This window comes from Streptomyces sp. 135 (assembly GCF_020026305.1).
In the GTDB taxonomy this organism is placed as follows: domain Bacteria; phylum Actinomycetota; class Actinomycetes; order Streptomycetales; family Streptomycetaceae; genus Streptomyces.
Map to the genome: position 1 here is coordinate 8,150,017 of NZ_CP075691.1, position 14,708 is coordinate 8,164,724.

The 14,708-nt window shown below is 73.9% G+C and carries 13 protein-coding genes; 4 read left to right on the plus strand and 9 right to left on the minus strand.

The genetic code is table 11. The features are described 5' to 3' along the window. Nucleotides 1–13 precede the first annotated feature (13 nt). The 4 genes from egtD to egtA are packed head-to-tail and all read right to left on the minus strand — an operon-like array spanning nt 14 to nt 4,408. Nucleotides 14–976: an L-histidine N(alpha)-methyltransferase gene (gene egtD / locus KKZ08_RS35920; RefSeq protein ID WP_223778417.1), complete on the minus strand. Its 963-nt coding sequence runs from the start codon at nt 974–976 to the stop codon at nt 14–16. Then, entirely contained in the window at nt 973–1,728 is a 756-nt protein-coding gene (gene egtC, locus KKZ08_RS35925) for an ergothioneine biosynthesis protein EgtC (protein WP_223778418.1), read from the minus strand. The genes egtD and egtC overlap by 4 nt, the downstream gene beginning before the upstream one ends. Continuing rightward, nucleotides 1,728–3,071 (minus strand): ergothioneine biosynthesis protein EgtB, encoded by a 1,344-nt coding sequence (egtB, locus tag KKZ08_RS35930; RefSeq protein WP_223778419.1) that lies wholly within the window; start codon nt 3,069–3,071, stop codon nt 1,728–1,730. The genes egtC and egtB overlap by 1 nt, the downstream gene beginning before the upstream one ends. After that, nucleotides 3,068–4,408 carry an ergothioneine biosynthesis glutamate--cysteine ligase EgtA gene (gene egtA / locus KKZ08_RS35935; RefSeq protein ID WP_223778420.1) on the minus strand — a complete coding sequence of 447 codons (1,341 nt, stop codon included), beginning with the start codon at nt 4,406–4,408 and terminating at the stop codon, nt 3,068–3,070. Before egtA ends, egtB begins: the two co-directional genes overlap by 4 nt. A 159-nt stretch (nt 4,409–4,567) precedes the next feature. On the opposite strand from egtA, the gene KKZ08_RS35940 reads away from it, so the two are divergent. Together KKZ08_RS35940 and KKZ08_RS35945 are read left to right on the plus strand one after the other, a co-directional pair. Further along, complete coding sequence (locus KKZ08_RS35940; protein WP_223778421.1) at nt 4,568–5,416, plus strand: TIGR02452 family protein; 849 nt, start codon at nt 4,568–4,570, stop codon at nt 5,414–5,416. Nucleotides 5,417–5,516: 100 nt separating this feature from the next. Continuing rightward, nucleotides 5,517–6,596 carry a glycosyl hydrolase family 18 protein gene (locus tag KKZ08_RS35945; RefSeq protein WP_223778422.1) on the plus strand — a complete coding sequence of 360 codons (1,080 nt, stop codon included), beginning with the start codon at nt 5,517–5,519 and terminating at the stop codon, nt 6,594–6,596. 120 nt (nt 6,597–6,716) lie between these two features. On the opposite strand, the gene KKZ08_RS35950 is transcribed toward KKZ08_RS35945, so the two are convergent. Then, nucleotides 6,717–7,571, minus strand: coding sequence for a calcium-binding protein (locus KKZ08_RS35950; protein WP_223778423.1), 855 nt, complete (start codon nt 7,569–7,571; stop codon nt 6,717–6,719). Nucleotides 7,572–7,843: 272 nt separating this feature from the next. Next, entirely contained in the window at nt 7,844–9,280 is a 1,437-nt protein-coding gene (locus tag KKZ08_RS35955; protein ID WP_223778424.1) for an amidase, read from the minus strand. A gap of 158 nt (nt 9,281–9,438) precedes the next feature. Between KKZ08_RS35955 and KKZ08_RS35960 the strand changes: the two genes are divergently transcribed. Then, nucleotides 9,439–10,473 carry a LacI family DNA-binding transcriptional regulator gene (locus tag KKZ08_RS35960; protein WP_223778425.1) on the plus strand — a complete coding sequence of 345 codons (1,035 nt, stop codon included), beginning with the start codon at nt 9,439–9,441 and terminating at the stop codon, nt 10,471–10,473. Nucleotides 10,474–10,516: 43 nt separating this feature from the next. Here KKZ08_RS35960 and trxA read toward each other — a convergent pair whose 3' ends face one another. Beyond that, nucleotides 10,517–10,942 (minus strand): thioredoxin, encoded by a 426-nt coding sequence (gene trxA, locus KKZ08_RS35965; protein ID WP_223778426.1) that lies wholly within the window; start codon nt 10,940–10,942, stop codon nt 10,517–10,519. 164 nt (nt 10,943–11,106) lie between these two features. Between trxA and KKZ08_RS35970 the strand changes: the two genes are divergently transcribed. Then, nucleotides 11,107–12,540, plus strand: a complete 1,434-nt coding sequence (locus KKZ08_RS35970; protein WP_223778427.1) for an NAD(P)/FAD-dependent oxidoreductase — start codon at nt 11,107–11,109, stop codon at nt 12,538–12,540. 296 nt (nt 12,541–12,836) lie between these two features. On the opposite strand, the gene KKZ08_RS35975 is transcribed toward KKZ08_RS35970, so the two are convergent. Together KKZ08_RS35975 and KKZ08_RS35980 are read right to left on the minus strand one after the other, a co-directional pair. Continuing rightward, complete coding sequence (locus KKZ08_RS35975; protein ID WP_223778428.1) at nt 12,837–13,751, minus strand: serine hydrolase; 915 nt, start codon at nt 13,749–13,751, stop codon at nt 12,837–12,839. Beyond that, nucleotides 13,748–14,620, minus strand: coding sequence for a LysR family transcriptional regulator (locus KKZ08_RS35980; protein WP_223778429.1), 873 nt, complete (start codon nt 14,618–14,620; stop codon nt 13,748–13,750). The genes KKZ08_RS35975 and KKZ08_RS35980 overlap by 4 nt, the downstream gene beginning before the upstream one ends. Between the last annotated feature and the right edge of the window lie 88 nt (nt 14,621–14,708).

Consider the following 14,708-nt stretch of genomic DNA (forward strand, 5'->3'; position numbering starts at 1 on the left):
CGAATCCCCGCCCCTACACCGGCGAGCTCAACGACAGCGCGAACCGGCCGCGCTCATCCGTCCACCAGTGCGTCAGACCGAGCCCCGCCCCGGCCAGTTCCGTGCGCACGCTCTCCTTCCTGAACTTCGCCGAGACCTCCGTGCGCATCTCCTCGCCGGCCGCGAAGTCGACGGCCAGGCCGAGCGCGGGGATCTTCACCGTCTGCGCGGCCGTGGAGCGCAGCCGCATTTCGATCCACTCGTGCTCGCGGTCCCAGACGGCGACGTGGTCGAAGGCGTCAGGGTCGAAGTCCGCCTCCAGTTCGCGGTTCATCACCGACAGGACGTTCTTGTTGAACGAGGCCGTGACGCCCGCCGCGTCGTCGTACGCCGCGACCAGCACCGACTCGTCCTTCACCAGGTCCGTGCCGAGGAGCAGCGTGTCACCGGGGGAGAGAAGCCCCCGCACCGACGTGAGGAACGCCGCGCGTTCGGCGGGCAGGAGGTTGCCGATCGTGCCGCCGAGGAACGCGACGAGGCGCGGCCCCGGCGTGGCCGGCAGCGCGAGGCCACGGGTGAAGTCGGCGATCAGGGCGTGCACGTCGAGCCGCGGCCGCTGCGCGAGCAGGGCGTTCGCCGCGCCGGTCAGCGCGCTCTCGCTCACGTCCACGGGGACGTACGTGTGCAGGGACGGCATCGCGTCGATCAGGTGGCGGGTCTTCTCCGAGGAGCCCGAGCCCAGCTCGATCAGGGTGCGTACGCCGGTGGCCCCCGCGATCTCGGCGGAGCGGGCGATCAGGATCTCCCGCTCCGCGCGGGTCGGGTAGTACTCGGGCAGGGTGGTGATCTCCTCGAAGAGGGCGCTGCCACGGGCGTCGTAGAACCACTTGGGCGGAAGCGTCTTCGGGGTGCGGGACAGGCCGTGCAGGACGTCGGCCCGCAGCGCGGCTCCGGTGGCGTCCTCGGGCAGGGTGCGGGTCAGCAGGAACGGGCTCACGCGGGTGGCTCCTTGAGCGGGGTCAGCAGTACGTCGGTGCGGCTTGCGGCGAGCAGGGTGCGGTCGGGCACCTCACGCCAGTGCGGGTCGTCGTCGTAGGGCTCGGAGGCGACCACGGTGCGGCGGCCGGGCTCCGCGAGGTACCAGAGGGTGTCGCCCCAGGCGGTCGCGGTGATCGTGTCGCCGTCGGTCATCAGGAGATTGAGGCGCGATCCGGGGGCGGCTGCCGCGACGTCCAGGACGGTGTCGGCCAGGGCCTGCCCCGCCTCGTCGCCCCGCCGCAGCCGGTGCAGGACGAGCGCCCACACCAGCGCGGAGTCGCAGCGCGCCTCCATCGACAGCAGCTCGGCGGAGGGCAGGCCCCCGGCCAGGGCGGCGAGCGAGCCGGGCCAGCCCGCCACCGCGCCGTTGTGGCTGAACAGCCAGGACCCGGCGGCGAAGGGCGCGGCCGCGGCCTCGCCGTCCGCGCCCGCCAGCGTGGCGTCGCGCACCGCCGCGAGCAGTGCTCCGGAGCGCACCACCCGGGCGAGGTCGGCGAAGGACTGGTCGGCCCAGATCGGCCCGGTGCGCCGGTAGCGGGCGGGCGCCGGGTCGCCTTCCGCGTACCAGCCCACCCCGAAACCGTCGGCGTTGACCGTGCCGTACCGCTGCCGGCGGGGCGCCCACGACTGGCGGTACAGGCCGTGCGCGGGCTCGACGAGGAGGCTTCCCAGCGGCACCGGCGGGCCGAGGAAGGCGACGTGACGGCACATCAGGACACCTCGGGTTCGGGGGCTTCGGTCGGCGCCGCGTCCCGCGCCGTGCGGAACCCGGAGAAGATCTGCCGCCGCACCGGGTGGTCCCAGTTGCGGAACGTGCCCCGGCAGGCCACCGCGTCCACGGAGAACGCCCCGCCGCGCAGCACCTTGTGGTCGCCGCCGAAGAACACGTCCGAGTACTCGCGGTAGGGGAAGGCGGCGAAGCCCGGGTAGGGCAGGAAGTCGCTGGACGTCCACTCCCATACGTCGCCGATCAATTGGCGTATGCCGTACGGGGATTCGCCTGCCGGGTAGCTGCCCGCCGGGGCGGGGCGCAGATGCCGCTGTCCGAGGTTCGCGTGTTCCGGGGTGGGGTCCGCGTCGCCCCACGGGTAGCGCAGGGAGCGGTCGGTGACCGGGTCGTGCCGGGCGGCCTTCTCCCACTCCTCCTCGCTGGGCAGACGCCGGCCCGCCCAGCGCGCGTACGCGTCGGCCTCGTACCAGCTCACGTGCAGCACCGGCTCGTCGGCGGGCACCGGCTCCACCGTCCCGAAGTGACGCCGCAGCCACTGCCCTCCCTCGCGGCGCCAGAACAGCGGAGCGCGCAGCCCGTTCCGACGCACCATCGCCCAGCCCGCCGGTGACCACCAGCGGATCTCCTCATAGCCGCCGTCGTCGATGAAACGCTGGTACGCGGCGTTCGTCACCGGTGTGGTGTCGATGAAGAACGGCGGGACCAGGCGGCGGTGCGCCGGGCGTTCGTTGTCCAGGGCCCAGGGCTCGGTGGAGGTGCCCATGGTGAACGGGCCGCCGGGGACCAGGACTTCGCTCGGCCCGGTGAAGGGCGGCCCAGGCTCCGGGTCCGGCGCGGTGAGCGCGGTGGGCCCCGAGCGCAGCTGGTGCGTGATGAGCATCGTCTCGTCGTGCTGCTGCTCGTGCTGCGCGATCATCCCGAACGCGAAGCCCGCGTCGGTGAGCGGAGTGCCGTGCAGCGGCGTCTTCTCCAGTACGTCGAGCGCCCGGCCCCGCACCTCGGCCGCGTACCCCCTGGCCTCGGCGGGCGTGAGCAGCGGCAGGCTCGGCCGCTCGGCTCGGGGGTGCTCGAAGGCGTCGTAGAGCGAGTCGATCTCGGGCCGCATGGCGTCGCGGCCCGCGACCGCGCGCAGCAGCCACTGCTCCTCCTGGTTGCCTATGTGTGCGAGGTCCCAGACCAGCGGTGACATCAACGGCGAGTGCTGCGCGGTCAGTTCACTGTCCTCGACACAGGAGGTGAGGAGGGTGGTGCGGTCGCGGGCGGCCAGGAGCGCGGCGAGCGCGCGCTCGCGCAGGGCCGCCGCATCCGTGGTGGAGCTGTTCATCGTCGGGCGTCCTTCCCCGAGGCGTCATGGTGTCGATGGGCGTCGCCGAGACCGTCCAGGAGGTCGTCGGCGGGGCAGCGGCCCCGTGCGACGTACCGGTCGGCGTACGTGGCGACGGCGTCCCGCGTCGAGGCGTCCGCGCCCATCCGGGGCAGCGCGTCGGCGGCGGCGGCGAAGCAGACGGCGGCGGCCTCGCGCAGCTCGGCGTCGGCGAGGCCGTGGCGCGCCGCGTCCAGCCACAGCGGGCTGTGCGGCGCGGCAGGCGAGCCCGGCGGCCCGTCGCGCTCGGCCAGCGGCTTGACGGCGCGGTAGGCGGTCTCGGCCGCCTCCGGGTCGTCGAACAGCGCGCTCGTCACGGCGAGCGGTACGACCCAGCCGTCGTCGCCCGGCTGGGCGTCCACCATGCGCAGCTCCAGGTGGCCGCGCGGACGCACCGGCGGGAACAGCGTGGTCAGGTGGTAGTCGACGTCGTCACGCGTGGGCGGCCGCGGCAGGCCCGAGCGGGTCCAGGCGCGGAAGGTGAGCCCTTCCGGGACACGCCAAGGCCCGTCGCCGGGTGCTCCCTTGACGCACATGACCGGTGCGTCGAGGGCGTGCCGTGTCCAGGCCTCGCGCGGCTCCCCGTCGAGCGGCGGGGCGCCGGATCTGCCGGGTTCGATGCCCGCCCACACGGCCTGCCGGGTGGACCGCCAGCCGGTGGCACGGCCGTCCTGGAGCGGCGAGTTGGCGAACGCGGCGACCAGGACGGGCCCGAGCAGATGCGCGAGGCGCCAGCGGCGCGCGTAACCGAGCGGGCCCGGCTCCTCGTACCCGGCGTCCAGACAGATCTGCACGGACGCCGTCGAGCACATCATGCGGCGCCCGGCGGGGCCGCCGCGGTCGAGGCTGGACTCCAGGGCGTCGTAGCGGGGCTCGCGCAGGATCCGTGCCGGGGGCCGCCACGGGTCGGCGCCGATGCCGCTGAGGGTGAGGCGGTGGGAGCGTAACGCGTCGCGGACGAGGCCGAGATCGGCCCGCATGGCCGAGACGCACTCCGTCAGGGAAGCGGCGGGCAGCGAGCTGAGCTCCAGCTGGCCACCGGGTTCGACGGTGAGTGACGCGTGCAGGGGCAGGGCCCGCAGTGCGGCGTAGGCCGCTTCGAGGCGGGCGGTAGGGACGGGCACATGGGCCAGTCCAGGTTCGTGGACGAGCCACTCCAGTTCGACACCGGTGGTGCGAGGCGGCCCCGTCTTGAAGCAGATGCCGCGGACCAGGGCCTCCACTTCCGCCTCGGTCACCGGGTCCGGTGCCTCCGTGCGCGGCGGGGGGCGGTGCTTCGTACAGTCTCCTTCAGGCATGCGGGAATCCTTCCAGTCAGGGGTGCTCGTCACACCCAAAACCCTCAAGGCCGATCGCACAAGAGTGCCCTTGCGGCCGTTCCCGCACCAGGAATTTCTGTTGCGCCGACCGACACGCCCGGCTCACCATGCGTTCATGAACGACACGGGGGAGCGGGCATGAGCGCCCGGCTGCGCGCGGTGGCGCAGGAGACGGAGCAGATCGTCGCGGCGGGCGCGTACACCACGCCGGGCGGCCGGAAGGCGGTCATCGGCGACTCGGTGACGGCGGCCCGTGCAGGCACCCGCATGTTCGGTCCGGAGCCGGTGGACGCAGGCACGCCCCGGCGCGAGCCCGTCCCGACCGTCTTCGAGGTCACCGGCGAGAGCAGCCTGGAAGCGGCGCGCAGACTCACCGCTGACGCGGGGACCACGGCGGGCCGCTCACCCCTCGCCGTCCTCAACTTCTCGTCCGCGCGCAACCCCGGCGGCGGCTATCTGAACGGCGCGCAGGCACAGGAGGAAGCGCTCTGCCGAGCCTCCGCGCTCCACACCTGCCTGCTTGAGGCGCGCGCCTTCTACGACCACCACCGGGCCCACCGCGACCCCTTCTACACCGACCGCGTGATCCACTCGCCCTCGGTCCCCGTCTTCCGCGACGACCGCGGACAGCTGCTGGAGTCGCCCTACCTCGTCGGCTTCCTCACCTCGGCGGCGCCGAACGCCGGGGTGATCCGCCGCAGCGCCCCCGAGCGCGCCGCCGACATCCCGCACGCCGTGGCGGGGCGCGCCGCCCGCGTCCTGGAGACGGCGCTCGCGTGCGGCTACCGCCGCCTGGTCCTCGGCGCGTGGGGCTGCGGCGTGTTCATGAACGACCCCGCGCACGTCGCGGGCGCCTTCCGGACGCTGCTCGGCGAAGGCGGCCGGTTCGCGGGGCGGTTCGACCACGTCGTGTTCGGGGTGCTCGACCGCACCAGGGGCGCGGTGACGCGCGGGGCCTTCGAGCGGGCGTTCGCCGATCACCGATGAAGGCAGTCGAAAGGGCCACCGTAGAACGGAAGGGTCACCGTGGAACCTGTCCGGCCCAATCCGCGGAGCGGGCTTCCCCCACGGCCCGCAGGCTCGGTCCATGGTGTTTCGACTCCCGCGCAGAACCCGTGCCCTGACCGCTCTCGCCGCCCTCACCGCGGCCTCGGCGCTCGCCCCGCTCCCGGCCGCCTCCGACCCGGCCCCGCCGCCCGCCGCCGCCCCGCCGTCCCGCACCGCCTCCGCCTGGCTCCCGTACTGGGACCAGGACAACGCGTACGAGACCGCCCTTCGCCACGCCGGCCAACTGCACACCGTCAGCCCCTTCTGGTACGAGGCGAAGGCGGACGGATCCGTCGGCAAACACTTCAGCGCCGAGGAGCAGCGCGTCGTCGACGGGCTGCACGGGGCGGGCATCAAGGTCGTGCCGACCGTCATGGAGAAGATGCCGCGCGGCGCCCTGGCCGCCCTGGTGACCGACCCCGACCGCCGCGCCGGCCACGTCAAGAACCTGCTCGCCCTCATGGACGGCCGTGACTACGACGGCCTCGACCTCGACTACGAGACCATCGCGCCGACCGGCGACGCCGACTACGAGAAGGTCCGTGACGGCTACGCCACGATGGTCACCGACCTCTGCCGCGCACTGCGCGCCCTGCGCAAGGAATGCGTCATCACCGTCTCCCCGAAGACCGCGGGCACCGGCCGCGTCTGGGACTACACACGCCTCGGCGCCGCCGCCGACCGGCTGCGCATCATGGCCTACAACCTGCACTGGGCCGAGGGCCGGCCGGGCCCGCTCTCCACCCCCGCCTGGTACGACGACATCCTGACCCGCGCCACCGCCGAAGTGCCGCGCGCCAAACTGGAGATGGGGCTGCCCGCCTACGGCTGGGACTGGGCCGTCGGCAAGCCCGGCCGCGCCCGCCACGTCACGTCCAGGAGCGCGGAAGCGCTGCGCCGCAAGGTGGGCGCGCCCTACCGCATCGACCCCGCCTCCGGTACACCCCACTTCACGTACAAGGAGGGCGGCACGACCCGCGAGGTCTGGTACCAGGACGCGCGCGGCACCGCCGCGCACCTGCCCGTCCTGCGCAAGCACGGCGTGGACAGGACGGTGCTGTGGGCGCTCGGCTTCGAGGACCCGGAGCTGTGGCGCACGCTGGCGACGCCCGGGACCTGACGGCACCTCGGGCCACCCCCGGCCCGGAGGCCCGGGTCGAGGGGCGGCCCGCGGTCCGTGCGCGGCCGCTGCCCCGGTTCAGGGAAGCTGTCCGCTCCCCGGTGCGGTTCAGGGGGCCGTTCAGTCCTGGTGGAGTTCGTTGCGGCCCGGACCGCCGGAGAGCTTGTCGGTTCCCGTGCCGCCCCACAGGACGTCGTCGCCGCTGTTCCCCCACAGCGTGTCGTCGCCCGCCTCGCCGTACAGCTTGTCGTTGCCCTTGCCGCCGTAGAGGACGTCGGCGCCACCCCTGCCGTACAGGACGTCGCTGCCGTCCTCGCCGTGCAGGGTGTTCTCCTCGCCCGTGCCGGTCAGGGAGTCGTTGCCGGGGCCGCCGAAGCAGTCCTGGCTGCAACGGGTCAGGGTGTCGTTCCCGGCGTCGCCCCACGGGCCGAAGCCGAACGGTCCGCCGCCGCCGTCGAGACGGTCGTCGCCGTCACCGCCGTGCAGGAGCGCGGACTCCGACGCCTTGATGACGTCGTTGCCGCTGCCGCCGTAGATCCCGGCCCAGGCCTGGCTGTCCGGCGCTAGGGTCGCGGTGTCGTCCAGGTCGCCGAGGTCGATGTCGTAGCTGTCGGAGTCGTCCGAGTTCTCCGGGATCTTGACCGCGCACCGCACGACGGTGCGGTCGCCCTCCTCGGGGTACGCGCACTCGTCCCACTCCGCCGCGTCGGCGGAGATGGCGATGTCGTACCGGTCGTGGAAGGTGAGGACGTAGTAGGACTCGTGCTCGCCGCGGTGATCGATCTTCTCGTCGACCGTCACCTGGTTCTGCTGGCCCGGCGCCGCCTTGTACCAGAGCTCGCCGTCCGCGAGGACGACGGAGGCCGTGGCCTCGGCGGCGGACGGGGCGGCCTGGACGGTCGACGCCGTTAAGCAGGCCGTGCCGAGGGCGAGGGCGAGAGTGGCGGTGGCCGCGATGGTCCGGTGAACGCGCATGCGGAAGTGACCCCTCAGGGTGTGTGCGGTGGTGCTTCTGGTCACCCGGTTAGACAGGAGGACCGAGAACGGCGTTGCCCGGCGGCCCATGAACAGTGGCGGACGGCGTGGTGACCGATACGTGACAGCGCGGCGGTGCGGCCGGTGGTGACGGGGCGTGGGTCGCCTGGTGGTGATGGAGCGTCAGCGTCACGTGGTGGTGCGGCGTGCGTCGCGCAAGGCCCGCCGAGACGGCCCACGCGACCCGACCGAGCAGGCGCGCGCCCCCGCTGCTAAGGCGCCGGTGCCGCGTCCGGGACCGGCGCCGGCCACCGCTCGTACCACCGCTGGTCCGCCTCCAACTGCGCGGCCAGGGACACCAGCAGCGGCTCGCTGCCCTCGGGCCCCAGTAGCTGGGCGCCGACCGGGAGACCGCCCGCCACATGCCCTGCGGGGACGTTGACGCCCGGCCAGCCGAGGACGTTCCACGGCCACGCGTAGGGGCAGGCGGCGATCATCGCCCGGTCGGTGCGCCAGCCGCTGAGGGCGGCAAGCGTGCCGATCCCGGGCGGGGGAGCGGCGGTGGTCGGCGTGATCACCACGTCGTACGCCGTGAAGACCGCGCCCACCCGACGGTGCAGCACGGCCTCGGCGCGGCGCGCGAGCCGCAGCGGCGCGCCGCCCAACAGCCGCCCCAGCCGGGCCGATTCACGCGTACGCCGGTCCAGGAGCGCGACGTCGGGGACGTGCCGCGTCCACTCGGCGATGCCCGCCGTGGCGCGCGGCACGAACGCCAGGCCGATCTGCCCGTAGTCCGGATCCGCCTCCTCCACGTCGTGCCCGAGCGCGGCGAGCCGGTCGGCCAGCGCGACGACCCGCTGCCGCACCGCCGGGTCCAGCCGCTTGGGCGTCGCCGTGAACGGCATGCGCAGGGACAGCGCGATCCGCAGCCGCCCCGGCTCGCGCGTCGCGGCCTCGGCGGCCCGCACGGCGGGCGGCCGGTGCGGATCGCCCGGGTGGTTACCGCTCGCCGCGTCCAGCAGCAGCGCGGCGTCGGCGACGGTCCTGGCGAGCGGGCCGTTGACGGTGATGCCCTGGAACGCCTCGGGCCACGGCCACGTCGATATCCGCCCGCGCTGCGGCTTGATGCCCACCAGATGCGTCCAGGCGGCCGGTATGCGCACCGAGCCCGCGCCGTCCGAGCCGAGCGCGGCCGGGACCAGGCCCGCGGCGACCGCGGCCGCCGAGCCGCCCGACGAACCGCCCGGCGTATGCCCGGTGTGCCAAGGATTGCGCGTGTCGCCGAAGCCGGGCCCCTCCGTGAAGGGCCACTGCCCCAGCTCACACGTGTTGGTCTTGCCGACGATCACTGCACCGGACGCCCGCAGCCGCCGCACCGCCTCGCAGTCCTTGGACTTCGGCGGGAAGTCGCCCCTGCACCCGAACGCGGTCGGCTCGCCCGCCACGTCCATGTCGTCCTTGACCGCGAGCGGCACGCCGAGCAACGGCCGGTCCGCGAACGGCCCGCCCGCCGCCAGCTCCCGGTCGGCCGCGTCCGCCTCCGCGAGCGCCGCCTCGGCCCGCACCCGCCTGAAGGCGTTCAGCGAGGGCTGCGCCGCCTCGATCCTGGCCAGCGTCCGCTCGGTCAGCGCACGCGAGGACACCTCTCCCTCGGCCAGCGCGCGGGCGGTGCGCGCCAGCCCATCGGCACGGTCACGGTCGGCAGTCATGTGGGGGCACCTTCGGTCGGCGACGGGTGACCGCACGGTAACCGGCGAGCGGCCCAACACGGAACGCCGCCAAGGGACTTCACGCCGACCTCCGCGCGGGACCCGGGCACCCGCCCGCCCGCGCCCGTTCCGCCGCCGTCTGCGAGGATGCCGATGTCATGGTGCAGATACCGAACCAGCAGCCCGCACAGCGCTCCGTGCCGACGAGCGCCGACGTCGCACGCCTGGCGGGAGTCTCGCGCGCGACCGTCAGCTACGTCCTCAACAACGCCAGCGCCGTGCGCATCAGCGAGCCCACGCGCCGCCGCGTCCACGACGCCGCCAGAGAACTCGGATACGTGCCGCACGCCGCCGCCCGCAGCCTGCGCGCCGGACACAGCCGCATGGTCCTCATGCCCACCTCGGAGATCCCGATGGGCCCGCTCTTCGGCAGGTTCTTCAACGAACTCCAGTGGGCACTCAGCCGTCTCGACTACACCGTCGTGCAGTACGCGAGCCTCGGCATGACGGGCGAGGACGCCGCCCGCGCCTGGGCGGAGCTGCGCCCGGTGGCCGTCCTCGCGCCCGACGCCTCCGCGCTCGGACCGCGCGGCGTGACGGTCCTGAAGCGGTCCGGCGCCAAGGCCGTCTTCACCCTCGGACCGCAGCGCGTCGAGGGCGCGCACGCGCTCCTCATGGACGGACGCCGGGTGGGGGAGGCCGCGGCCCTGCACCTGCTGGCTCGCGGGCGGCGCCGGATCGGCGCGATCGTTCCCACCGAGCCCGGCCTGGAGATCTTCTCGCGCCCCCGCGTCGAAGGGCTGCACCGGGCGGTCGAGACCGCGCACATCACCGGCGCCTCGGTCACGGAACTGCCCCTCGCCCACACGGAGGAGTCCGCCGCCGCGCTCGCGGCCCGCTGGCGCTCCCTGGGCCTCGATGCCGTCTTCGCGTACAACGACGAGTACGCGATGCTCGTGATGCGGGCACTCCAGGACGAAGGCATCGCCATCCCCGAGGAGGCGGCCGTCATCGGCTCCGACGACCTGATGCTCGGCAGACTGCTGAGGCCCCGGCTCAGCACCGTCCGCATCGAGCTGCCCTCGGGGCGCGGCCTCGCGGAACTCGTCGACCGCGTGGTGCGCGACCCGGGCGCCGGACCCGAGGTGCACGACGTGCTCGCGGCGGACATCGTGCACCGCGAGTCCAGCTAGTCGGCCCGGCCGGTCGGGGGAGGACCGGCCGGCACCTTCCTCCCTACTGGCCCTCGCCCTGGCTCTGTCCCTGACCCGGGCCCTCTCCCTGCTCCTGCTGCTTGGCCTGCTCCTCGGCGACCTGCCGGCGGACCTCGTCCATGTCCAGGTTCCTGGCCTGGCCGATGACATCCGTGAGCGCCGCCTCGGGCAGCGCGCCCGGCTGGGCGAAGACCGCGACCTGATCACGGACGATCATCAGCGTCGGGATCGACTGGATGTTGAAGGCGGCGGCCAGCTCCGGCTGCGCCTCCGTGTCGACCTTGGCGAAGACCAGGTCGGGGTTGGCCTCGGCGGCCTTCTCGTAGACCGGGGCGAACTGCTTGCAAGGACCGCACCACGAAGCCCAGAAGTCGATCAGAACGAACTCGTTGTCCGTGACCGTCTGGTCGAAGTTCTCCTTGGTGAGCTCCAGTGTCGCGTTGCTCATGGTGTCCCTGCTTCCTGATGTGGGGCATGGCCGCTGTCGACAACGGCCGATGGTACGTACGTATTCCGCCCGTCACGCGCACGGAAGTGTTCCCTGCGTGCACGGGCGTGTCCCGCGCGCTTACCCATGTGGCCCCGGCGCACACCTGCCGACAGACTGTCCCCATGACGGATATGAAGGATGCCAAGACATACGACGTAGTAGTCATCGGAGCCGGTCCCGTGGGGGAGAACGTGGCGGACCGGGCCCGCGCGGCGGGGCTCAGCGCCGCGATCGTGGAGAGCGAACTCGTCGGAGGCGAGTGCTCCTATTGGGCGTGCATGCCCAGCAAGGCGCTGCTCCGTCCCGTCATCGCCCGCGCGGACGCCCGCCGCGTCCCCGGGCTGCGCCAGTCCGTCCAGGGCCCGCTGGACGCGGCCGCGGTCCTCGCGCACCGCGACGACTACACCTCGCACTGGAAGGACGACGGCCAGGTCGGCTGGCTGGAGGGCATCGGCGTCACCCTGTACCGCGGCCACGGCCGCCTCACGGGCCCCCGCAAGGTCACGGTCACCGGAACGGACGGCACCGAGCACCGGATCGAGGCCCGCCACGCGGTGGCCGTCTGCACCGGCACCCGCGCCGCCCTGCCCGACCTGCCGGGCATCGCCGACGTCAAGCCGTGGACCAGCCGCGAGGCGACCGCTGCGGAACACGTGCCGGGCCGCCTCCTGGTCGTCGGGGGCGGCGTCGTCGCCGTGGAGATGGCCACCGCCTGGCAGGCGCTCGGCTCCGACGTGACGGTGCTGGTACGCGGCGGCGGCCTGCTGCCCCGCATGGAGCCGTTCGCGGGCGAGCTGGTCCAGGAGGCCCTGACCGAGGCGGGCGCCGAGGTCCGGCTCGGCGTCTCGGTCACCGCCGTCAAGCGCGAGGACGGCACCGTCACGGCGACCCTGGACGACGGCTCGTCCCTCCGGGCCGACGAGATCCTCTTCGCCACGGGCCGCGCCCCCCGCACCGACGACATCGGCCTGGAGACGGTCGGCCTGGAGCCCGGCTCGTGGCTGCCGGTCGACGAGAGCCTGCGCGTGGACGGCAGCGACTGGCTGTACGCGGTGGGCGACGCGAACCACCGCGCGCTCCTCACCCACCAGGGCAAGTACCAGGCCCGCATCGCGGGCGCCGCCATCGCCGCGCGCGCCCAGGGCGTGCCCCTCCTGGAGACCGACCGCTGGGGCGCCCACTCCGCCACCGCCGACCACGCCGCCGTCCCGCAGGTGGTCTTCACCGACCCCGAGGCGGCCTCGGCGGGCCTGACCCTCGCGGAGGCGGAGGCCGCCGGGCACCGGGTCCGCGCCGTCGACTACGACATGTCGGGCGTCGCGGGCGCGGGGCTGTACGCCGACGGCTACCGCGGCAGGGCCCGCATGATCGTCGACCTGGACCGCGAGATCGTCCTCGGCGTCACCTTCGTCGGTCCCGGCGTCGGCGAACTCATCCACTCGGCGACCATGGCGGTCGCGGGCGAGATCCCCTTGGACCGCCTCTGGCACGCGGTCCCCGCCTACCCGACGATCAGCGAGGTGTGGCTGCGCCTCCTGGAGACGTACCGCGGGTGAGGGCGGACGGCGCCGCGGACGCACCGGCGTTCGCTCCGGGGCAAGCCCCCGTGCACCGATGGGCGAGTGCGGCCCTCCCGCCGCTTCCAGCCTCGGCGGGACAGCGCTTCGGCGCCCGTACCCTCCCCTCGGCAGGCGGCCACGTGAGTACCGCCTCTCCCGCAGCAGGCGTCCACGGCGGGGCTTCCCCGTGGGCGCCGCTCGCTGGTGCCCGTGCCGCACCCGCAGCCGTGTGGCGCGCAGGGGGGGCATTGCCTGAGGGAGAACCCTTCGCGGTGGTTCCAGAGGGCGGTTCCTCAGGTGTCCTGGCGCCCCCGGAGTTCCTCCACGGCGACCCGGGCCGCCGCACCGATCACCGCGTCGGCGCGCGGCAGCTTGGCGTCGGAGCGGGCGGCCTGGGTGAAGACCACAGCCGTGTAGGTGCTGCCGTCGGCGAGTTCGACGACGCCCGCCTCGTGGCGCAGGGAGCCGAAGGTGCCCGTCTTGCCGTAGACGGTGACGTCGTCGTAGGGGAACCCGGAGGCGAGCCGGTGTGCCCACGCCTGCCTGCGCATCACGTCACGCATGAACGCGCAGCGTTCGTCGGATGCGGCCTCCCCGGTCCAGATGGCCCGCAGGAGCCGTGCCATGTCCGCCGCAGTGCTGGACGCCTTGAGCGCCGGGTCGTAGACGCCCGGGGGCACGACCGTGTCGTTGTCCGCCACGTGTGCAAGGGCCGCGTCCAGCGAGCGGGCGCCCGTCTCGGCGACCAGCCGGCTGAAGTTGCTGACCACGCCCGCGTGGATGTGGGTGTCGGGCATGTCCAGGTCGCGGCAGAGGGCGTCGACCGCGTCCGGGCCGACCGCCCTGAGCACGGCGTCGGCGGCGGCGTTGTCGGAGATGGTCATCATCAGCACCACCAGGTCGCGCAGCGACATGGTGACGGGGTCGCTCAGGACGGAGATGCCGGTCGGGCCCGGCACGCGCTCGTCGGGCTCCAGGGTCAGCCTGCGGCGCGGGTCGATCAGCCCGGTGTCCGCGAGCCGGCAGAAGGCGGCCATCAGCGGCACCTTGTAGACCGAGCCGATCGGCAGTCGTTCACCGGGGTCGATGGTCACCCGGGCCGACGGGCGGCGCAGTTCCGCCACGTGCAGCCAGCCGCGCACGCCCGCGTCGTCGAACATGCCGCGGATGTCCCGCTCCACACCACTGCCCGGCCTCCGCCCGCTCACGGTGTCACCTTCCGGGCCAGGGCGTCCTCAAGGAGCCGTGCCGTCTCCGCCGTCTTCTCCGCGCCCGGCCGTCTCGGATCCCAGGCCACGCGCAGGCGCAGCGGAAGGGGTGGATCCGCCGCCTCCCGCCGCTCGACGCCGGTGGCCGTCAGTGTCTCGTCCGCCGTCACCAGCACGGCCTGCCCGGCGGCGACCAGGGCGAGGCCGGCGCGCTCGTCGGAGACCACCACGGTCTCCACCCGGCGGCCGCGGCTCGCCAGGGTGTCGACGAACAGGTCGTGGGCCGCCGGGGCCTCGGCACGCGGCCGCACGGCGACGGGCAGGCGCGACGCGGGCCTGCCACCGGCATCGGCGCGGCCGGCCGGGGCGAGGAGCCAGGTCGGCAGCAGGATCACGCGCCCGGCGGCCAGCCCGTGCAGCACCGAGGGATGGCGGATCACGGCGATGTCGAGCCGGCCGGCGGCGACGTCACCGATCAGCGCGGCGGTGGACGCCGTCACCATCCCGATCCGGGCCCGCTCACCGGCCCTGACCGGCGCCGCCGCCACGCCGGCCGCGACGGACGCCGGTACTTCGGGGGCGAGCCCGAGGCGCAGGCGCCGGCCGTCGGCGTGTTCGCGGGCGCCGGTCTCGCGGAGTTCCCTGAGCGCGGTCAGCGCCCTGCGGGCGTGCGGCAGCAGCAGGGTGCCCTCCTCGGTGAGGGACACTCCGCGCTCGCGGTCGAAGAGGCGCACCCCGAGCAGCGCCTCCAGTCGGCGCAGGCCCTGCGACAGGGGTGGCTGGGTGATGCCCACCCGCTGTGCGGCGGTTCCGAAGTGCTCCTCCTCGGCCAGCGCGACGAAGATTTCCAGATGCCGTTCCGTCAGCACTCCGTACCTCCTGGCGTGCAGCGATACAGCCTGCGAATCGCTGTGATGCCGAGATCGTATTCGACATGCGGGACGGGTGCGGGCTTGA